This window comes from Streptomyces angustmyceticus (assembly GCF_019933235.1).
In the GTDB taxonomy this organism is placed as follows: Bacteria; Actinomycetota; Actinomycetes; order Streptomycetales; family Streptomycetaceae; genus Streptomyces; species Streptomyces angustmyceticus.
Map to the genome: position 1 here is coordinate 7823802 of NZ_CP082945.1, position 19255 is coordinate 7843056.

At 69.7% G+C, this 19255-nt stretch carries 18 protein-coding genes; 10 read left to right on the forward strand and 8 right to left on the reverse strand.

All coding sequences use genetic code 11. The features are described from left to right. Positions 1–79: 79 nt before the first annotated feature. A complete protein-coding gene (locus K7396_RS34230; protein WP_152105285.1) occupies positions 80–1642 on the reverse strand; it encodes an FMN-binding glutamate synthase family protein in 1563 nt (520 codons plus the stop codon). Positions 1643–2104: 462 nt separating this feature from the next. On the opposite strand from K7396_RS34230, the gene K7396_RS34235 reads away from it, so the two are divergent. After that, positions 2105–2539 (forward strand): VOC family protein, encoded by a 435-nt coding sequence (locus K7396_RS34235; protein WP_152105286.1) that lies wholly within the window; start codon positions 2105–2107, stop codon positions 2537–2539. Between the two features lie 153 nt (positions 2540–2692). On the opposite strand, the gene K7396_RS34240 is transcribed toward K7396_RS34235, so the two are convergent. After that, on the reverse strand, positions 2693–3424 hold the full coding sequence (locus K7396_RS34240; RefSeq protein ID WP_086721587.1) for a dienelactone hydrolase family protein: 732 nt from the start codon (positions 3422–3424) through the stop codon (positions 2693–2695). Between the two features lie 235 nt (positions 3425–3659). Between K7396_RS34240 and K7396_RS34245 the strand changes: the two genes are divergently transcribed. From K7396_RS34245 to K7396_RS34260, 4 genes are all read left to right on the forward strand, one after another. Then, entirely contained in the window at positions 3660–3893 is a 234-nt protein-coding gene (locus tag K7396_RS34245) for an Lrp/AsnC ligand binding domain-containing protein (protein WP_223660315.1), read from the forward strand. A 544-nt stretch (positions 3894–4437) separates the two neighbouring features. Further along, positions 4438–5511 carry an ABC transporter substrate-binding protein gene (locus K7396_RS34250; protein WP_174887044.1) on the forward strand — a complete coding sequence of 358 codons (1074 nt, stop codon included), beginning with the start codon at positions 4438–4440 and terminating at the stop codon, positions 5509–5511. A 2-nt stretch (positions 5512–5513) separates the two neighbouring features. Next, positions 5514–6596, forward strand: a complete 1083-nt coding sequence (locus K7396_RS34255) for a FecCD family ABC transporter permease (RefSeq protein WP_086721588.1) — start codon at positions 5514–5516, stop codon at positions 6594–6596. Continuing rightward, positions 6593–7408 (forward strand): ABC transporter ATP-binding protein, encoded by an 816-nt coding sequence (locus K7396_RS34260; RefSeq protein ID WP_086721589.1) that lies wholly within the window; start codon positions 6593–6595, stop codon positions 7406–7408. Before K7396_RS34255 ends, K7396_RS34260 begins: the two co-directional genes overlap by 4 nt. Positions 7409–7477: 69 nt before the next feature. On the opposite strand, the gene K7396_RS34265 is transcribed toward K7396_RS34260, so the two are convergent. Then, the gene (locus tag K7396_RS34265; protein WP_086721590.1) at positions 7478–7693 is read right to left on the reverse strand and encodes a heavy-metal-associated domain-containing protein; all 216 of its coding nucleotides are present in this window, start codon (positions 7691–7693) and stop codon (positions 7478–7480) included. Between the two features lie 220 nt (positions 7694–7913). On the opposite strand from K7396_RS34265, the gene K7396_RS34270 reads away from it, so the two are divergent. The 5 genes from K7396_RS34270 to K7396_RS34290 all read left to right on the forward strand — a co-directional run bounded on the left by K7396_RS34270 (position 7914) and on the right by K7396_RS34290 (position 13430). Then, positions 7914–9377, forward strand: coding sequence for an MFS transporter (locus tag K7396_RS34270; protein WP_223660316.1), 1464 nt, complete (start codon positions 7914–7916; stop codon positions 9375–9377). A gap of 15 nt (positions 9378–9392) precedes the next feature. After that, entirely contained in the window at positions 9393–11219 is a 1827-nt protein-coding gene (gene asnB, locus K7396_RS34275) for an asparagine synthase (glutamine-hydrolyzing) (RefSeq protein ID WP_086721592.1), read from the forward strand. 612 nt (positions 11220–11831) lie between these two features. After that, complete coding sequence (locus tag K7396_RS34280) at positions 11832–12041, forward strand: hypothetical protein (protein WP_143589281.1); 210 nt, start codon at positions 11832–11834, stop codon at positions 12039–12041. Then, complete coding sequence (locus K7396_RS34285; protein ID WP_223660317.1) at positions 12038–12625, forward strand: sigma-70 family RNA polymerase sigma factor; 588 nt, start codon at positions 12038–12040, stop codon at positions 12623–12625. The genes K7396_RS34280 and K7396_RS34285 overlap by 4 nt, the downstream gene beginning before the upstream one ends. Before the next feature lie 13 nt (positions 12626–12638). After that, complete coding sequence (locus K7396_RS34290) at positions 12639–13430, forward strand: hypothetical protein (protein WP_086721594.1); 792 nt, start codon at positions 12639–12641, stop codon at positions 13428–13430. 110 nt (positions 13431–13540) lie between these two features. Here K7396_RS34290 and K7396_RS34295 read toward each other — a convergent pair whose 3' ends face one another. The 5 genes from K7396_RS34295 to K7396_RS34315 form a co-directional block, all read right to left on the reverse strand. Then, positions 13541–14602 (reverse strand): zinc-dependent alcohol dehydrogenase family protein, encoded by a 1062-nt coding sequence (locus K7396_RS34295; RefSeq protein ID WP_086721595.1) that lies wholly within the window; start codon positions 14600–14602, stop codon positions 13541–13543. Positions 14603–14867: 265 nt separating this feature from the next. Beyond that, complete coding sequence (locus K7396_RS34300; protein WP_152105295.1) at positions 14868–15974, reverse strand: PP2C family protein-serine/threonine phosphatase; 1107 nt, start codon at positions 15972–15974, stop codon at positions 14868–14870. A gap of 413 nt (positions 15975–16387) precedes the next feature. After that, on the reverse strand, positions 16388–17287 hold the full coding sequence (locus K7396_RS34305; protein WP_086719910.1) for an aldo/keto reductase: 900 nt from the start codon (positions 17285–17287) through the stop codon (positions 16388–16390). Between the two features lie 283 nt (positions 17288–17570). Further along, positions 17571–18539 (reverse strand): alpha/beta hydrolase, encoded by a 969-nt coding sequence (locus K7396_RS34310; protein ID WP_086719912.1) that lies wholly within the window; start codon positions 18537–18539, stop codon positions 17571–17573. Positions 18540–18804: 265 nt separating this feature from the next. Next, positions 18805–19251, reverse strand: coding sequence for a cupin domain-containing protein (locus K7396_RS34315; RefSeq protein WP_086719914.1), 447 nt, complete (start codon positions 19249–19251; stop codon positions 18805–18807). Between the last annotated feature and the right edge of the window lie 4 nt (positions 19252–19255).

Consider the following 19255-nt stretch of genomic DNA (forward strand, 5'->3'; position numbering starts at 1 on the left):
GACAAGGGTGCCACCAGCCGGCGCCACGCGCGCACCGGGCAGGGGAGCAGCGAGCGCGGCGCCTGCCGTGACCGGCGCGTCAGGCGGTCGGCATCTGGCCTGCGGTCGGCTTCTCGTCGGAGGGGCGCTCGGTGGTGAGCAGCGCGGTGATCTCCTCGGCGAGGTCCGGGCCGAGCTCGCCCCAGCCGTCCTTGTAGCCGTACACGCCGGCCAGGGTGCGGGCCTCGTAGTCGCCGTTCATGATCTCGATGTCCGTGGCCGTGATCAGCGCCGGGTGGGCGACACCGACGGCCGCCGAGACCTTCAGCAGTTCCTTGCGGAGAGTACGCAGGTAGACGGCGGCCCGGGTGGCCTTCGAGGCCGGGTCGAGGCCGTGGGCCAGCCACGGGCTCTGGGTGGCGATGCCGGTGGGGCACTTGTCGGTGTGGCACTTCTGCGCCTGGATGCAGCCGATCGACAGCATCGCCTCACGGGCCACGTTGATCATGTCGGCGCCCAGAGCGAAGGCGACCGCGGCGTTCTCGGGCAGGCCGAGCTTGCCGGAGGCGATGAACGTCAGGTCGTCGGTCAGCCCCCGTTCGGCGAAGGCGCCGTAGACCCGGGAGAAGCCCATCCGGAAGGGCAGCGACACCGAGTCGGAGAAGGTCAGCGGCGCCGCCCCCGTGCCGCCCTCGCCGCCGTCGATGGTCACGAAGTCGACGCCACGGTCACCACGCGCCATCAGCGTGGCCAGCTCCTGCCAGAACTCCATCTCGCCCACGGCGCTCTTGATCCCGACCGGCAGGCCGGTCTCGGCGGCGAGCAGTTCGACGAAGTCGAGCATCGAGTCGACGTCGTCGAACGCGGTGTGCCGCGACGGGGAAGCGCAGTCCTCGCCGAGCGGGATGCCGCGGATCTCGGCGATTTCCGGTGTCACCTTCGCGCCCGGCAGCATTCCGCCCAGTCCGGGCTTGGCACCCTGGGAGAGCTTGATCTCGATCGCCTTGACCGGGGCGCCGGCGACCACGTCCTTGAGCTTGTCGATGTTGAAGCTGCCGTCCTCGTTGCGGCACCCGAAGTAGGACGTCCCGATCTGAAGGACGAGGTCGCCGCCGTTGCGGTGGTACGGCGAGAGACCGCCCTCGCCCGTGTTGTGCAGGGTGCCCGCCAGCGCCGCCCCCTTGTTGAGCGCTGTGATCGCGGCGCCGGAGAGCGATCCGAAGCTCATCGCCGAGATGTTCACGACGCTCGCCGGCCGGAACGCCTTGGCGCGCCCGCGCGGCCCGCCCAGCACCTTGGCCGACGGCAGCGGGGCCTGCGGGTCGTGCAGGTCGGGCAATGCGCCGGCGAACGTGCGCTGCTTCAGGTACGCGTGCCCCTGCATGTGCTCGACGTCGTTGTCGGTTCCGAACCCGAAGTAGTTGTTCTCCCCCTTCGCCGACGCGTAGATCCAGGTGCGCTGGTCGCGGCTGAACGGGCGCTCTTCGTCGTTGGAGGTCACTATGTACTGCCGCAGCTCGGGACCGATCGTCTCCAGCAAGTACCGGGCGTGCCCGAGCACGGGGAAGTTCCGGAGCAGTGCGTGCTTCTTCTGGACAAGATCACGAGCGGCCACCAGTGCCAGTGCAGTTGCGGTGGCCGTGGCGATGCTCCGGGCGCGCATGAACGTTCCTCTCCTCGATGCTCGACTCCTCGGCCATGCCGTGGAGTCGTCGTGCCGGGTGCGGGGCGGCGGGCACGACCCAGCGGGCGTCAGCGTCCGTCGGAGGACGCCCGACGATAGTAGGGGCTCGCCCGGATGGAGGGTCGCGGGCGGGGTGGGCTACCCAGTGGAGGTGGTGCGGGCGTCCGGAACGGGCTACGGGCGGTGACGCTCGCGCGGCACGCCGTAACGTCTGGGTGTTGGCGATGTCTGAGCGTCGACCGAGTGGGGCCGGGCCGGGCGGGGCGAGCCTGCTGGACGGTCTGGTCCGCACCGCGGGCAACCCCTCGGAGGCATCGACAACGGTTCCCCCGCGACCGCACGGCACGGCAGGGCAGGGCAGCGGCCCGCAGGGACTGTGCGCCCGACAACATCGGGAAAAACGCCGAGAGTTGAGTACAGGCCCCCTGCTATGGTGCGCCGATGTCATCGATCAAGCAGTTCCAGGTCACCTTCGACTGCGCAGAACCCGCGCGCCTCGCCGGCTTCTGGTGCGAGGTGTTGGGGTACGTCGTACCGCCGGTTCCGGAGGGGTTTGCCACGTGGGAGGAGTACCACCACTCGCTGCCGCCTGAGGAGCAGGTCAACTACTTCGCCTGCAGTGATCCCTCGGGTGCGGGCCCGCGCCTGCTCTTCCAGCGGGTTCCCGAAGGGAAGATCGTCAAGAACCGGGTGCATCTTTGCGTGCGGGCCGGCACCGGACTCGTGGGCGACGAGCGCCTCGCCACGCTGGAGGCCGAACGCGCACGACTCTCGGCGCTCGGTGCGGTACACGTGCGCACGATGCTTGCCGATGACGAGAACGAGTCGTGCATCGTGATGCAGGACATCGAGGGCAACGAGTTCTGTCTCGACTGAGCCTCTTCCGTGACGGCGAGATCGACGCGGGCCCGGACCTGCGGTGGGACCTCGGTGACAAGGAAGTCCGCCGGCTGCGCCGACCGGTGTTCGCTGAACGCGCCGATCGGGAACGGATCCCGATCGGCGCGCCGCGGACCGTGGGTGACGCTGTCAGCCGAGGTGCCGGGCGAAGAACCGTAGCGTGCTCTCCAGTTCGTAGGCCGGGATCTCCCCGTGCTTGCCGGGGTTGGCGTGGAGGGTCTTCTCGGTGGAGGCCAAGGCGTCGAACAGCGTCAGGCTCTGGGCCCGCGGCACCCGCTCATCGTCCCACTGCAGCAGGAACTCCACCGGGACAGTGATCCGCGCGGCGGCCTCGGCCGTCGCGTGCGCGCCGCCCAAGCCCAGCACCGCTGCACGGACCCGGGGTTCGGCGGCTACGAACGGAACGCCGAGTCCGCAACCCAACGAGACCCCCCAGTAGCCCACCGGACCAGGGCCGACGTGCTCAAGCCGTTGGACCGCGTCCAGGACCGCTCGCCATTCCGGGACGGTCTGGCGGGCCACGAGCGCCTGGAAGCCGGCGATCAGCGGAGCCACCTCTTCACCGGCCTCCACGCGAGCCTGGTTCTCGGTCGCGATCCGGTCGTACTCCTCATCCGTCGGCCGGTCGCCATGGCCAGGCACGTCGACCGCCACCACCGCGAAATCACATTCCGCCACGAAGCGACGCGCACGGGCCACGACGTCGGGAGCTTTCTTGTGCCGGCCGCCGCCGTGTCCGATCAGGATGAGGGGCCGAGTACCGGCGGCACCTTCTGCCGTCCAGAGCACGCCGGGAATCTCGCCGAGGGTAAAGAGTTGTTCGCAGATGCCGTCGGACGACGTCTCAGAGGTGAAGCGCATAGCGTTGCAAGCCTTTCGGGATGCCTTCTGCGGGCACTCCCTAGGCCATGCGAGAGAGGGAGCCCCGACCTGTCACAGCGTTGATCGGTCTCACCTCCTCAGTTCGCAGCAGCGCACAGCGGCGCAGAACATATCACGGAGGACTCATCCGCTTCCGTGCAAACCCATGAAGGGGCCTCGCCGTTGACGGCCAGTCCGCGGATCATCCGGCTGGCGGACCGAGGCGTTCGTCGAGGTGTACTGCAAGGGCAACCCCACCCCCGCCGCTCCGCAGCGGGCTCTGGAGGGGATCCTGGAGGCCGTCGAGGCGTGCACGGTCTCCGGTGCTGCGGACGCGATGCTGCACATGCTCGCCCGGGACCTCGCGCACCTGGAGCAGGCCGTTCAGCGGGTCCGGGAGGCTCCCGTCATCGACCGCACCGAGAGTGTGATCGTGCTGTCGCGTCTGCTCGACCGGCCCCGGCTGTGAGCGGCAGCGGCCGGGTGGTCGTCGGCGGGGCGGGGAGGTCAGGCCGAGGATGCCGCTTCGCTGAGGATGAGCAGGCCGATGGTGATGAGGACCAGCGGCAGCAGGACGTGGCCCCAGCGGGCGAGGGCCCAGGTACTGACCGAGCACGATGCGGAGCGTGGAGCCGCGATTCCCCGCGCCCTGGGCGAAGAACAGCGCGAGGATCAGGAGGTCGTCGACGTTGGTGACGGCGAACAGCCCTGCCGCCTGCCCGATGATGCCCGAGTGCACGAGGAGGCACTTTCCTTCGGTGGTGTGATGCGCTCGGTGACGAGACCGGGAACTCGCACCAGCGCTGCTCGCGGGGTGAGGTGCAGTCCCGCGGGGGCGAGGTGCCGTGCCGTCCCTCACCAGGTCCGGAGGCCGGACGCACCGGAGTCACGTCACGCCATCCACGTCAGCCCACCTGCTGACGGGTGGTGGGAACTCGGCAGCAGGTTGTCCCGACTACTCAGGCAGGTGGCGGAGGTTCGTCCGCACGCCGAGTGGATCTGGGAGGGTATCGATGCGATCTCGTGTGTGGGGCGGTACGGCGGCCGTCGTGCTGGGCGGCCTGCTGGCTGCCGGCTGCGGCGGCGGGGAGAGGAACGCGGCGGACGGGCGTACCGGGAAGTCCGGGGCAGGGGCCTACCCGGTCTCCGTCACCGACTGCATGGGGGCCAGGACCACCTTCTCCGACGCCCCGAAGGCGATCGTCACCAGCAACGCCTCCAGCCTGGAGCTGCTGCTCCGCCTCGGCGCCGGGGACAAGGTGGTCGGCACCGGCTTCCCGCCCGGCAAGGGCACGCTGCCCGGCGCGCTGGATGCGCAGGGGCAGCAGGTCAAGGTGCTCAGCCGGAACGTGATCCCGAAGGAGAAGCTCCTCGGCTCCGGCGCCGATCTGTACATCGACACGTTCGCGTCGATGGGAGGCATGAGTGGCGGGGGAGGGATGGGCGATGCGCCGACCGAGGAGGAGTTCACGGCGGCGGGCATCAAGCACATCTACCTGAAGTCCACCGCCTGCGCGGCGCGGAGCAAGAAGCCCGTGCGGGATCTGTCGGCGGTGGAGGCCGACATCACCTCGCTCGGCGCGGTCACCGGCACGAGCGCCAAGGCGGAGGAACTCGTCGCCGGGATGAAGGAGAAGGTCGGCGCGGTCCAGAAGGCGGTCGGTGGTACGGCGGCGGGCAAGCGGCCGACGTACTTCTTCTTCGACTACGACGCCGGCACCAAGCAGCCCACCGTCGTCTGCAACCGCCAGGTCGCCAACGCGGTGATCACCCTGGCCGGGGCCCGCAACGCCTTCGCCGACTGCGAGGGCGACAACAAGCAGGTGGGCTGGGAGGACGTGATCGCCAAGAACCCGGACTGGATCCAGCTCGGCGTGCGCGACCGGGGCAGCCAGGCGGCGAACAAGAAGGCGTTCGACGAGGCCCGGAAGTGGCTGGAGACCAACCCGGCGACCAAGGGCCTGAAGGCGGTCGAGGAGGGGCACTTCGTGCGCATCGGATCCGAGCCCACCACCATCGCCGGCGTCCGGAACGCCGAGACGGTCGAGAAGATCGCCAAGACTCTCTACCCGGGCAAGGTCGGCTAGCCGTGCTGTCCACGTTGTCCGCGTCCCGCCGCAAGACCACCGGCGAGACCCAGGACGCCCGCAGCCTGCCCGCCGGACCGCTGGCGCTCGTGCTCGGCCTCGCGCTTCTCGCCGCGCTGACGGCCGCCGTGGCCTGGGGATCGACGTCGATCCCGCCCGGCGAGGTGTGGAGCGTGGTGTGGCGGCGGCTGTCCGGCGAGGCGCCGCGGCCGGGCACGAACGACCTGATCGTGTGGCAACTGCGCGTCCCCCGTGCCGTGCTGGCCGCGCTCGTGGGCGCCGGGCTCGGCGTCGTCGGCACGGCGGTGCAGGCACTGGTGCGCAACCCGCTGGCCGACCCCTACCTGCTGGGCATCTCCAACGGAGCGTCCCTGGGAGCGGTCGCCTCCCTCGTCCTCGGCCTCGGCACGGGCGGGGTGCTCGGCTTGGGGCTGTCGGGTGCGGCCTTCGCCGGAGCTCTGGCCACCTTCGCCCTCGTCTGGGCCGTCGCCCGGCGGGGCGGAGGGTTCGCCCCGCTCCGACTGGTGCTGGCCGGCGTGGCGATCGGCCAGTTCCTGTCCGGCTTCACGAGCTTTCTGGTGCTGCAGGCCGGGGACGAGCAGCAGACGCACAGCGTGCTGTTCTGGCTCATGGGCAGTCTGAGCGGCGCGAGCTGGCCGGTCCTGGCCGTGCCCGCGATCGTGGTCCCGCTCGCCCTGCTGTGGCTCCAGGCGCGGGCCCGGGGGCTGAACGCCCTGATGATGGGCGACGAGACCGCGGCCGGGCTCGGCGTCCACGTCGCCCGGCTGCGCCGGGAGCTGTTCACGGTGACCAGCGTGCTGACCGGCGTCCTGGTGGCGGTGTCCGGCGCGATCGCCTTCGTCGCGCTGATGGTGCCGCACGTCTGCCGCCTGGTCGTCGGCGGCGACCACCGTCGCCTGCTGCCGGTCTCGGCGCTGTTCGGGGCGCTGCTCCTGGTGGTGGTCGACATCGTCTGCCGTACGGCGATGGACTCGCAGGAACTGCCGGTCGGCGTGGTCACCTCACTCATCGGGGCTCCGGCCCTGCTGTACCTGCTGGACCGGCGCCTGGGGAGCGGCAGTTGAGAATCGACATCGAAGACCTGAGCGTCGCCTACGCCGGCCGTACGGTCGTGGCGGGGGCCCACCTGGTGGCGGCCGAGGGTGAGATCACCGGTCTGGTCGGGCCGAACGGCAGTGGCAAGTCCACGCTGCTGCGCACGGTCTACCGGCACCTGACGCCGACCGCCGGACGGGTTCTGCTGGCCGGTACCGACCTCCGCGAACTGTCCGCGGTCCGGTCGGCCAGGCACGTGGCGGCGTTGCCGCAGGAGAGGCAGAGCGAGTTCGAACTCACCGTCCACGAGGTCGTCGCGATGGGCCGCACACCCTATAAGCGGGCCTTCGCGGGGGATGACGCCGCTGACCGGGACATCGTCGCCCGGGCGCTCGCGGACGTCGGCATGGCCGCGGCGGCCGGGCGCCGGTTCACGGCCCTGTCCGGCGGCGAACGCCAACGCGTCCTGCTGGCCCGCGCGTTCTGCCAGGACCCCGACGTGCTGGTGCTGGATGAGCCGACCAATCACCTCGACATCCGCCACCAGGTCGAACTCCTCGCCCTGCTGCGTGCCCAGCGCCGTACGACGCTGGTCTCGCTGCACGACCTCAACGCGGCCGCCTCCGTGTGCGACCGACTGCATGTCCTGCACGCCGGAGCGGTGATCGCCTCCGGGCCACCGCGCGAAGTCCTCATTCCCGCCCTGCTGGCCGAGGTGTTCGGCGTACGGGCCGCGGTGGTCGACCACCCGCTCACCGGTGACCCACTGATCGCCTTCGACCACCGGGCGCCGGCCGGCACGGAGACGCCCGCACCGGCGGAAGTACCGACCGGCGGATGAACACGGCCGGCGGATGAACACGGCCGGGCAGGAGGCGACAACGTCCTGCCCGGCCCGTGGGGGTACGGGTCAGGCGGCGACCGAGTCGGCCACGACGTAACCGGCCTCGACGATGGCAGCGCGCAGCCGCCCGTCATCGAGGTCCGTGCCGTGCACCGTGACGCTGTTCGCCGCGAGGTCGACCACGACCTCGCTCACCCCCGGCACCTCGGAGACTTCTTCCGTCACGCTCGCCACGCAGTGCTCACAGGTCATGCCGGTGACGTGGTACCGCTTCTGGGCCATGGGGGACTCCTGGGGTCAGGGGCTTTCGCCGGTGTGGATCTGCGGACGGGGAGCATTCACGTCGACTCCCTCGCCTCAGCAGTCGGCTGAGTGGAGCACGGAGTTCCTCATCCCTTCGGTCATGTTCTTGGACAGCACCGGGAACTCGCCACAATCCCTCCCCGACTTATGGGGCGAGGCTGCTGCCCGGCAGCTCACTCGTGGCGGTGAGGGGAGAAGGGTGACCCACGACGGTCCCGGTACGGAACAGGCCGGTCACATACCCACCGGTCACATATCCAGGGGCGAGGACCGCTGGCCACTGGTCGCCGTGGCGGGCGTGCTGGCGTTCGTGGCGATGCTCGACATGAACATCGTCAACGTGGCCCTGGCCGACATCGCCGATGGTCTGGGGGTGTCCACAGCAGCCGCGCAGTGGGCGGTGCTGGGCTACCAACTGCCGGTCGTGGCCTTACTGTTGCCGGTGGGACAGTGGCTCGACGGGCTGGCGCTGCGCTCCGCCGTGCTGGCGGCGACCTGCGGCTTCGGCGTGTGCAGCGCACTGGCTGCCGCGGCGCCCTGGATGGCCTGGTTGACCGCCGCCCGCCTGCTGCAGGGCGCGTTCGGGGCGGTGCTGTTCGTGCTCATGCCGGTCCTCGCGCTCCGCTCCGTACGACCGGAGCTGCGCGGACGGGCGATGAGCGTGCCCGCCACCCTGGGCCCACTGGGCGCGGTGATCGGACCCGCCGTGGGCGGCATGCTGCTGGACCACCTGGGCTGGCGTTCCGTGTTCCTGGTGAAGATTCCCTTCTGTGTGCTCGCCCTGGTCGTGGTCTGGAGGACGATGCCCAGGGACGGCGGACCGCGTGCTCCTGAGCGTCGGTCGGTGGCCGACGCACTGCTGGTGGGCACGGGTACCGCGCTCGTGCTGCTGGCGTTGACGCTGACGCCGGAAGGCCCTGCCTGGCTGCTGCTCGCCCTCGCCGCCGTACCCCCGCTGTGGTGGTGGCTGCGCGGGCCGGGCGGGCGTCCGGTGGCCGGCGCGCTCCGGACGGCGGGCCTGTTCCGGGCGCACGGGGCTGTGCTGGCCCTGGCCGCCGGATTCGCCGCCATGCACTACGTCGTCGCCCTCCACCTCCAGCGCGATGACGGCGTCAGCGCCACCACGACCGGGCTGACCGTGCTCGCCTTCCCTCTCGGCATGGCGGTGGCCGGGCCACTCGGCGGGCGTCTCGCCGACCTCTTCCGAGTCCGCGGCTCCGCTGCAGCAGGGGGGACCGCCATCGGCGCCCGGCCGGTCGCGGTCACCGGCGCCGCCCTCACCGCCGTCGGCCTGCTCCTGCTGCTCCCCCTGGGCGGCGGCTGGACACCGCTGGACGTCGCCTGGCGGCTGGCGCTCGCGGGCATCGGACTGGGCCTGAACGGCGGCCCGACCCAGGCGCTCGTCATGGGCGCGGCACCACCGGACCGGATCGCGACCGTGGGAGCCACGGTGCAGCTCGCCCGAAGCCTCGGCTTCACCCTCGGCCCCGCGCTGGCCACCGCCGCCTGGGGGCTGACCGGACCTCATGCGGGCGCACGGGCCGCGCTCGCCCTGGCCGCCCTCGCCGCGTGCCTGTCCGTACCCCTGCTCGCCCTGCCCGGCAAAAGGCCCGCTGCCGTCCCCGAGAACGCGACCGACACCGCGTCGGCCGCCCACGACTGACCCAGGAGCACTCCTATGTGCGGAATCACCGGATGGGTGTCCTTCCACCACGACGCCCGCACCCAGGGCCCGGTACTCGACGCCATGACGGCCACCCTCGCTCCACGAGGCCCGGACGCGTACGGTGCCTGGCTCGGCGAGCACACCGCGCTCGGTCACCGTCGCCTGGCCGTCATCGACCCGGGCGGTGGCGTACAGCCGATGACCGACCGGCCCGACCACCCGACCACCGTGCTCAGCTACAGCGGCGAGGTGTACAACCACCACCACCTGCGCGCCGAACTACGCGGCCGGGGGCACCGCTTCCACACCCGCAGCGACACCGAGGTGGTGCTGCGCGCGTACGCCGAATGGGGTGCGGATCTCGCCGACCACCTGGAGGGCATGTTCGCCTTCGCCGTGTGGGACGACCGTGCCCAGCGGCTCCTGCTGGTACGCGACCGCCTCGGCGTCAAACCGCTGTACTGGGCCGCCGTCGACGGCGGCCTGGCCTTCGCCTCCGAACCCAAGGCCCTGTTCGCCCACCCGGAGATCCGGCCACGGGTGGACGCCGACGGGCTGCGGGAGGCGTACGGCCTGCTCTTCAACACCGGGCCGACAGTGTGGTCCGGGGTGCGCGAGGTGGAACCCGGCGGCCTGCTCGCACTGGACCGCGACGGCATCCGCGAGCGCCGCTACTGGCAGCTGGCGGCCGACGCTCATGACGACGACCGGGACACGGCCGTCGAACGGATCAGTGAGCTGGTCGGCGCGGCCGCCCGCAGCCAGCTGGAGGCCGATGTCCCGCTGTGCAGCCTGCTGTCCGGCGGCATCGACTCCACGGTCCTGACCGCGCTGCTCGCCGACGAACTCCGCCTGCGCGAAGGCCCGGACGCCCGCATCCGCTCCTACGCCGTCGACTACAGCGACCAGGCCGCGCAGTTCACCGGCGACGTCCTGCGCACCGGCCACGACACCCCGTTCGCCGCCGAGGCCGGCACCTACCTCGGCACCGACCACAGCACGGTCGTCCTCGACCCGCTCGCGCTGCTCGACCCCGAGCACCGTAAGGCGGTCGTGGTGGCGAGGGACTCACCGATCGGCGTCGGCGACATGGACACCTCCCTGTATCTGCTCTTCGGCGAGATCCGCAAGCACTCCACCGTGGCCGTCTCCGGCGAGGCCGCGGACGAGGTCTTCGGCGGCTACCCCTGGTTCCACTCCCCGAAGGCCCTGAACGCCGCCACCTTCCCCTGGCTCCTCGTCACCGGCGACGAGGCCGCCATGCCGCTCAACCCGGCACTCGACCTGCGCATCGCGGAGTTCCGCGAGGACACCTACCGCAGCGCGCTGGCCGCCGTACCGCACCGCGACGACGAAACCCCCGCCGAGCACCGGCAACGCGAGATGCAGCACCTGTCCCTGACCCGCTGGCTGCGCCAACTTCTGCACCGGAAAGACCGGTTGAGCATGGCGCAGGGCCTGGAGGTCCGCGTCCCGTACTGCGACCACCGCCTCGTCGAGTACGCCTTCGCCACGCCGTGGACGCTGAAGAGCTTCGACGGCCGGGAGAAGAGCCTGCTGCGCGCCGCCGGCGCCGGTCTCGCGCCCGGCTCCGTGCTGCACCGGCCCAAGAACCACTACCCGGCCACCCACCACCCCGACTACAACCGCGGCCTCCAGGGCCTAGCCCGCGACGCCCTGGCCACCGATCAGGCCCGGGCCCTGGCCGACGAGACCCAGCTCAAACCCTGCCTCGACACCCCGCCCGACCGACTGGAATGGGGCCACCGCCTCCGCCTCGAACGCGTCGTCGACCTGGCCTTGTGGCTGGACCACTACCGGCCCGAACTCGCCCTCTGAGGAGCCGTCGCATGCCGCTCCCCGAACGTCTCACGTCACGGCACTCGCCGCCGTCTGCCGTCATGGGCTCGGCGGATGCCCTCACCGCGGCGGCATCCGGCGAACCGGGAGACCGTCCACCCAGCGACGCCGTGCCAGAAGGGCGGCGCGCCGCTGGTGGCAGCGCCGGTGCTCGCAACTCGTGACGCCCGGGGCACTCACTGATCCCCCGCAGGGTGGCAAGCCAACGGTCCACCCGTGGCCTCGCTCGCCAACGCACGGTTCGGCATAGCTGCCACCGCGAATTCATCGCCGCACCGCACTGTGATGCACATCACTCTTCATCGGCCTGTCGGCGGAGTCTCGACGTCAAGGGATTCGCGCCCTCGAAAAAGACTTGGTCACGGTAAGTGTCCAGATCTTTGCTGTGCGTCTACCGGTCGGTAGGTGTCGCGCAGTGGGCGTCTTCGGAAGCTCAGCTGCCACGGTCGATCGAAATTCCTCTGAGGGGACTTCCACGTTTGGCCATCCTGGGCCGCTTAGCTGTTCCTTGAGGGCAGTGAAGTCCTCCGGCACGCAATGCAGTTGGGCTTGCGGGGGCTGGCCCGGTGCCGACTACTGGAAGGAATCATCTTGTTCAATCTGCTCATTGGCGCGCTGGTGATAGCCACGGCTGTGCGTGCCTTCGCCCCCGATGCGGTGCGTCTGGCAAGGCGGGGGCTCGCAGTAGTCGTCAAGGTGGGGGCCGCTTCGCTGGCTGATCACCGGCGTACCGAGGGGCCGCCCCGTCGGCTCACGGAGATGTCCCTGTCCCTTCCGGTCGGCGAGGGGGAGGAGGCGTGAGGGAGAACAGGAAGATCGGCGCGATGGCGCCGAGCGCTGGCGTGCATGCACCGCAGCGGATCCCGCTGGCCTTCTGGGTCTTTCATGGTCGCTTCCACGGGGCCTACCGGAAGTACGCGGAACTCCATCTCGGCGACGAGAGGCTCGCCGGCCGAGTCGTCCACGCGGTCTTCCTCAACCTCCTGCAGGGCTGGACGCGGCTCATGGAGGAGGCCAGCCCTGCCGCAAGCGCCTGGGCGCATCTCAAGGAGACCGTCGACGACGTCCTCATGGCCCAGGGGCGGGATTCCGCCATGGCTGAGACGGCCGTCTTCCGGCGAGTGGCCCGCGCGGTGCTGGAGGATGCACGGGACGAATTCGCCGCCATGGAGAGCAGCGTCGGACTGTACCCCGCCATCGCCCGTCTGCCTGCACGGCAGTTCGATGTGATGGTGCTGCATTACGTCCTCGACTGCAGCACGGCCAAGACTGCCAGCATCCTGGGAATCTCCGAAGCCACGGTGCGCTCACACCGCTTCCACGCCCGCAACCGGATCGCTCGCGAACTGGGCCTAGAACCCGACACTGAACACCACGAGGACTGAGGAGTACCGCCCCATGCGGCAGCCGCGCACCCTGGATGACCTCCTGGACGATGCCCGTGCCTTTCCCGACGACGACTTCGGGGCAGATGAGGAACGGGAACGACGCCAACTGGAGGAAGAATTCGCCGACTCGGTCCGGCGCGGCACTGCCTGGGGCGGCTACCCGTACCCCGCCGTCCTCTGTCCACCCGCGGCCGCGGCCGGGCGCCCCGCTCCGGCACCCCGTAGAGAGCGGGCAGCCCGACAGCTTCGAGCGCTGTCAACCTGGACTGTCCGAGGCCCGTATGCCGCCCGGCACATCGCCAGCCTGGCCACGACACACCAGATCGACACCGACAGCTCCATGGCCTTCGCCTGCTTGCTGCATCTGGCCGGCCGTGACGAGCAGGCCGAGTTCCTGTGGCAGTTCGCCGCAGGTGCCGGCAAGGCAGCCTCAGCCGAATGTCTGTACCTGCTGTACGTCACTCGCGGCGAGTTGCGCCACGCGCGGCACTGGGCCCGTCAGGCAGCCGATCTGGACGCGGGCGATGCGGAACCTCACCGCCGCATCTCCTCTTCGCCCCCTTGCCGGGACCGTGAGCCCTTGACCTCCCTCATGCTCCTACGCGCACTACGGATCCTGCGTCAGAACACCCACACCACCGGACGCTGGACGAGGGAATCCTTCTGCGGGCGCGCCGGGACGATTTCCCGATCCCTGACCGTCGCCGTCCAGGGGCTCACAGCCGAATCCAGCGCCGAAGCAGATGCCCTGCCCTGGCCCGACCTCGCGCTCGCCGACCAACTCCACGAGTGCCGAGCCTGAAATGGGATCGTGGCTTCGGGAACGTGCGGAAGCCTGAAGGTGTAGGTCCGCCGGCTCTCAGGGGCAGGGGTGTCTCCTCGGCTCACGGCACTGGCCTGACCACCGGCGTCCTACCTGTCGTCCTCGTCGCGGCTGTCCTCGAAGACGAAGAGCGGCTTTGCGCCGTGCGCGGGTGCTTCGGCGAACGCGACGGCTTCCGCGAAGCGTTCGAGCGGGAACGGCTCGCCTCGGGGGATGCTGAGCACTTCCTCGGCGACGAGACCGCGCACCTCGGACAGTGCGCGCACGACATCCGCGGGTGAGGCGGCGCCGAACCAGCGGTTCAGCCAGAAGCCGCGGACCGTCTTGGTCTCGTAGATGACCGAGCGCGCCGGCAGCGGGATCGTCAGCGCTGCCGGGTCGGTCTGCCGGTGGGTGGAGAGCGCGCCGTAGACCACGACCTCTCCTCCCGGGGCCAATGCCTGGGATACCTGGGCACCCACGGGGCCCGCGACACAGTCGATGGCTTTGCGCACTCCGGCCGGTTCGGCGATCTCGGCCACACGCTGCAACAGGTCCTCGTCCGCCGTGCAGATGGCCTCGTCGCCACCGAGCGTCCTGATCTCCTCGACGGCATCGCGCCGGCGCACGACATTGATCGTGCGCACACCCAGATGCCTGGCAAGCCGTATGACGATCCGGCCGACGGTGGAGCCCGCGGCCGTCTGCAACAGCCATTCATCCCGCTGTACGTCGAGTTCGCGCGTCACCAGGAGCAGCGCGGTCAACGGGTTGACGGCGAGCTGACAGGCGGTGGAGTCGCTCAGATGATCGGGGACCGGCAGGATCCTTCGTGCATCGGCGACAAGGTATTCCTGCCACGTGCCGGCCACCTGCGGCGGCCCGGGTATCGCCGGGACAACAACGGCCACCACGCGCTCGCCGACCTTCAGCCCCTCGGTATCCGGGCCCAGGGCCTCAACACGGCCCACACATTCCATGTGCCCCCCGACAGTGGGGAAGTCGGGGGAGAATCCGTAACGGCCACGCAGCACATGCAGGTCACTGGCGTGAATCGGCGTCGCCTTCACCCGGATCAACGCCTGCCCGGCTTCCGGCGTGGGAACAGGACGGGATTCCAGCCGCAGGACATCGGCCGGCTCACCCACTCTTCCGGCTACGAGCGCGCGCATGGATTGTGGTGGCATGAGTGACCTTTCGTCTCTCCCCGACGACATTGATCACCTTGACGGACCGGACCCCGGCACATGCCCTGCCACATCCGCCGCACGCACCGCACCGGAGAGCCCTTGGACCCTGGACATCACGCTAAGCGTCTCTGGCAGGCCCCGCAATCCAGCCTCCGACAGGTCCGCCTCCCGCAGCTCACCAGTGCGCCGCCGGGCGCGCGGCCGGCCGGTGCGGAGACAGGGCCGCGCCACAGTCGATTGCCTGACTTCAGGAGCTCTTGGCGATCGCGATGATGACGGCGTCGTCGCCGAGGTTTCCCCCTGCATGACGGAGCAGGTCGGCGTGGAGGTGGCGGACGAGGGCGTCGGGGGCGGCCGCGCTGCCGGCTGTGACCCGATCGGCCAGAGGATAGAAGGCGCCACTCCGGTCACGGGCTTCGATGACCCCGTCGGTGTACAGCAACAGCAGGTCGCCGAGCTCGAACGAGAAGGTTTCCACCTTGTAGTCGCTCGCCGAGGGGGCGGTGAGGCCGAGGGGGAGGGCGGGCTCGTCGGCTTCCAGAGTCCGGACCTTGCCGTCACGGAGCAGCAGCGGCGGCGGGTGACCGCAGTTCACGAGCGCGATAAAGGGGTCGTCATCGTGGATGTCCAGAACCAGCGCGGTGGTGAACGACTCCTCGGCTTCGGGATCGCCGTCGGCGCGGTGGCGCGTGCTCCAGTACGCGACGTTTCCCAGGTGCGCCACGATCTCGGGCAGAGGAAGCTCGCGGTAGGCGGAGCCCCGGAAGGCCCCGAGGATCGACGCGGCCTCGTCCACGGCAGGCAACCCTCTGCCGCGGACGTCGCCGACGACCACGCGGGTGGCACCACAGCAGGGCACCGCCGCGTACAGGTCGCCGCCGATCTGGGCCTCGGACTCGGCCGCGAGGTACCTGGAGGCGATCCGCAGTCCTCCGACTCTGCGAGGCAGAGGCCGTACGAGCACCCGCTGTGCCGTGGTGGCAACGGTACGTATCTCTTCGAGCTCCCGCTCGCGCCGGTCGCGCACGTAACAGAAGACGGTCACCAATACTGAGATGAGGAACAGGGCGGCGACCTGGGCCAGGTGGTTCGCGGTCATCAGGCCACCGTGCAGCTGCCCGATGAGCACTTGGGCCGCTACGGCGAGGGCGCCGATGGCGGCGGTGACGCCTGGACCGGCGAAGGAAGCGGTGATCGCCGGCGCGGCCACCAGAAACGGGCCCAGGTGGATGGCCTCCGGGATGTTGATGTCGATCACTGTGACCGCCGCGATGATGGCGAGGGGGATGGTGATCAACCCGGTGCTTGGCCGCCAGGGTCTCCTGAAGCCGGTAAGGCCATGCCGGACGCGCATATCTCCTGCATACACCCCGGAGGCTTCCTGCGCTCCGAACGGCGTGGGGTTGGTGTGCCCCGTTGCCGGGTGCCTTCCGGCGCGACACACGTCTCCGCGCACTCCTCGGCCCTGAATCGTGGGGACTGGCCGTAGGCGAGCCACGGGTCGTAACGGCGGAAAGCGAAATTGACGTCGTCCCACACGACGGGGGACTGCTGGTGACCGGCACAGACGCGATCCCGCACATTTAAGCGCCGAGTCGGCGACGGCGATGCCGGCGAACGCACCAGAATCGCGGCCGTCTCGCAGTCGGTGACTGGAAGTTGGCCTGATCAAGGCAATCACCTTGCCGAATGTGCCGACGACATCGCCCGACGATTACTCACTGGTTGAATGCCTGCAGCCGATCACACATCTGCTGGCAGCCGATATCAGGGTGCAGTGGAGTTGATCGAATCGAGGAGTTCGAGGTCTTCCCTTGTCAGATGCAGTGAGCCTGCCGCCAGGTTGTCGATGAGGTGGTCCGGGTTGCCCGTTCCCGGTATGGCCAGGACATGTTTGCCCTGCCGCAGGGTCCATGCCAGACGCACCCGCGTCGGCGACACTCCGTGCGCACGGGCGACAGCGAGGATCTGTTCCTGCTCGGCGTGGACGGCGCCTGCTTCGCGTCCCTCGCCGGCGATGGAGAAGAAGGGCACGAACGCGATGTCGTGTGCGGCGCACGTGTGGAGCATCTCGGTGCCGGCACGTGCGTCGATGCCGTGGCGGTTCTGGACGCACACCACGGGGGCGATCGCTTGGGCTTGGGCCAGGTGACTGGGGCGTGCGGCGGAGATGCCGAGGTGGCGGATGAGTCCGGCTTCACGCAGCGCGGCGAGGGCGCCGAAGTGCTCGCTGATCGAGTCCTGGCCCTTGAGGCGCAGGTTGACCACGTCGAGGTGGTCGCGGCCGAGCTGACGCAAATTCTCCTCGACTTGGCCACGCAGCTGATCGGGCCGGGCCGGGGTCGTCCACGCACCGGACGCGTCCCGCGTGGGGCCGACCTTGGTGGCGATCACCAGGTCGTCCGGATACGGAGCCAATGCCGAGTTGATCAGCTCGTTGGCGGAGCGTAGCCGCGAGAAGTAGAAGGCAGCGGTGTCGATGTGGTTGACGCCGAGTTCCACCGCGCGGCGCAGTACGCCGATCACCTGGTTGCGATTGCGCGCGATGCCCTGGTGGAAGGCGGCCCTGCCGGTCAATCGCATGGCGCCGAATCCGATCCGGTTGACCGTGAGGTCCCCCAGAAGCCAGGTGCCCGCGTTCCCCGCAGGGACTCTCTCCAACGTCATCTCTTCCCCCAGTCCCTTCACAACAGCCCACGCCCGTCGATGATGTGAGGCGGAGCAGGCATGGAGTATGCCCAGGTGAGAGCCGTGACGAGAAGGCTCCCAGTGGTGGAGGAACGTCACAGCCGAAATGGGAATCTGCGCGGGGACCACACGGTTGTCACTGGTGTCGCTTTCACCCCCGTGAACTCGGTCAGCGGCTCCAGCACAACCCATTCGCCGTCCGCCAGGCCCCTCTTACTGAGGATGCCCGGGGCGACGACATATCTGATCGTAGAGACACGACCTAGTCCTGGGTGGTTCCGAGGGCGTCGCGCAGGAACGCCGTTGCCTGGTCGATGGCCCCGCGGGCGGCTTTGGAGTCGCTCAGCGAGTTGAGCATCATGAAGTCGTGGACCGTGCCGTCGTAGCGCACCGTGGTCACCGGGACGTGGGCTGCTCGGAGTTTGGCGGCGTACGCCTCGCCCTCGTCGCGCAGCACGTCCGCCTCATCCACGATCAGCAGGGCCGGTGGCAGGCCGGACAGCTGCTCGGTGGTGGCGGCGTTGGGAGAAGCGGTGATCTCCGCGCGTTGCTCCGGGTCGGTCGTGTAGGCGTCCCAGAACCATTCCATCAGCCTGCGGCTCAGGTAGTAACCGGTGGCGAACTGGTCGTAGGAACCGGTGTTCATGGCCGCATCCGTGACCGGGTAGTACATCGACTGCTGAATGAATGTGACGTCGCCGCGCTCCTTGGCCATGAGGGCGAGAGCCGCGGTCATGTTTCCGCCGACCGATTCCCCGGCCACTGCCATGCGCTGTGCATCGAGCCCTTTGGACGCCCCGTCGCGGACGATCCACTGCGCGGTGGCGTAGCCCTGCTCGATGGCCACCGGGTAGTGCGCCTCGGGTGACGGCGTGTACTCGACGAAGGCCACTGCCGCGCGGGCGCCCACCGCCAACTCCCGCACCAGACGGTCGTGGGTAGCGGCATTGCCCAGTACCCAGCCACCGCCGTGCATGTACAACACGACGGGCAGTGTTCCGATGGCGCCCTGCGGCTTGACGATGCGTACCCGCACATCGCCCACCGCCGCCGGAACCGAGACCCACTCCTCGTCGACCGGCAGCTTGTCGACCGGCGCGGCCTGGAGGTCGTCGAGCACCTTGCGTGCCGCGGTCGGCTCCAGCTCGTACAGGAACGGATGGTGCGAGGTCGCGTCGGCGAGCTCCTGTGCCTCGGGCTCAAGGACGATGGAGGCAGTTTGACCAGCCATGGGAATACTCCCTGGGAATTCCGAGAAGCGCGTGGTGCAGCGCGCGGGCGCTGAAGAGGCCGCGCTGCGCTCGGGCTGCGGGGCGGTCGGCAGAGCCTCCGCCGCCTTGTCCAAGCACCTGATGGGTGTATTTGTCCATTGTAATTGCCCGTCCTCCGCAGCCGCATTCCAAGGAACCGCCCTCCGCTGGGGCCTCGGCTCGGTGGCGACACGGCTTCCTCCGCGACGGGCGCACCGACGATCGGTCCCGGCTGTCAGTGCCGGGTCAAGCGCCCGGACGCGGAGCTCGTAGGTGCCGCCGCTGGGCCAGTTCGTCGTCCTCGACCAGCGTGAGCATGGGCTGGCCCGGTGCGCAGAGCATGGTGACGACGAAGCGGCTGCGGACGTCCGACCGGTTGTTTCCGTCCTGGTAGTGGATGACATCGCCGCCCGGTTCCCAGAACGTCTCCCCGGCCTTGATCACTCGCTCCGGCTCGCCTTCCAGCTCGAAGAGCATTTCCCCCTCCAGCACGTAGCCGAAGGCGGGTCCCGAGTGCCGGTGCGGAGGGGTACCGGGGTCGCCGGGAGGGAACTCGACCACAACCGTCATCGCCTCCGCCCCTTCCGGAACGAACGGCGGTTTCGCCGACTGCAGCACGGTGAGCGCCGTCTTCCATGCTTCCGAGCGCGGTCGGCTCCCGTCGCTGCCTGCTGCCCGTTCGTTGTTCGACATGGCG

Bases quoted from the DNA above. Each gene is read 5' to 3' on its own strand.
- K7396_RS34265 (WP_086721590.1), bottom strand. From the start codon at position 7,693: ATGGCCCAGAAGCGGTACCACGTCACCGGCATGACCTGTGAGCACTGC.
- K7396_RS34300 (WP_152105295.1), bottom strand. From the start codon at position 15,974: ATGCGCGTCCGGCATGGCCTTACCGGCTTCAGGAGACCCTGGCGGCCA.
- K7396_RS34290 (WP_086721594.1), top strand. From the start codon at position 12,639: ATGCGGCAGCCGCGCACCCTGGATGACCTCCTGGACGATGCCCGTGCC.
- K7396_RS34230 (WP_152105285.1), bottom strand. From the start codon at position 1,642: ATGCGCGCCCGGAGCATCGCCACGGCCACCGCAACTGCACTGGCACTG.
- K7396_RS34315 (WP_086719914.1), bottom strand. From the start codon at position 19,251: ATGTCGAACAACGAACGGGCAGCAGGCAGCGACGGGAGCCGACCGCGC.
- K7396_RS34305 (WP_086719910.1), bottom strand. From the start codon at position 17,287: ATGACGTTGGAGAGAGTCCCTGCGGGGAACGCGGGCACCTGGCTTCTG.
- K7396_RS34250 (WP_174887044.1), top strand. From the start codon at position 4,438: ATGCGATCTCGTGTGTGGGGCGGTACGGCGGCCGTCGTGCTGGGCGGC.
- K7396_RS34240 (WP_086721587.1), bottom strand. From the start codon at position 3,424: ATGCGCTTCACCTCTGAGACGTCGTCCGACGGCATCTGCGAACAACTC.
- K7396_RS34310 (WP_086719912.1), bottom strand. From the start codon at position 18,539: ATGGCTGGTCAAACTGCCTCCATCGTCCTTGAGCCCGAGGCACAGGAG.
- K7396_RS34295 (WP_086721595.1), bottom strand. From the start codon at position 14,602: ATGCGCGCGCTCGTAGCCGGAAGAGTGGGTGAGCCGGCCGATGTCCTG.
- asnB (WP_086721592.1), top strand. From the start codon at position 9,393: ATGTGCGGAATCACCGGATGGGTGTCCTTCCACCACGACGCCCGCACC.
- K7396_RS34235 (WP_152105286.1), top strand. From the start codon at position 2,105: ATGTCATCGATCAAGCAGTTCCAGGTCACCTTCGACTGCGCAGAACCC.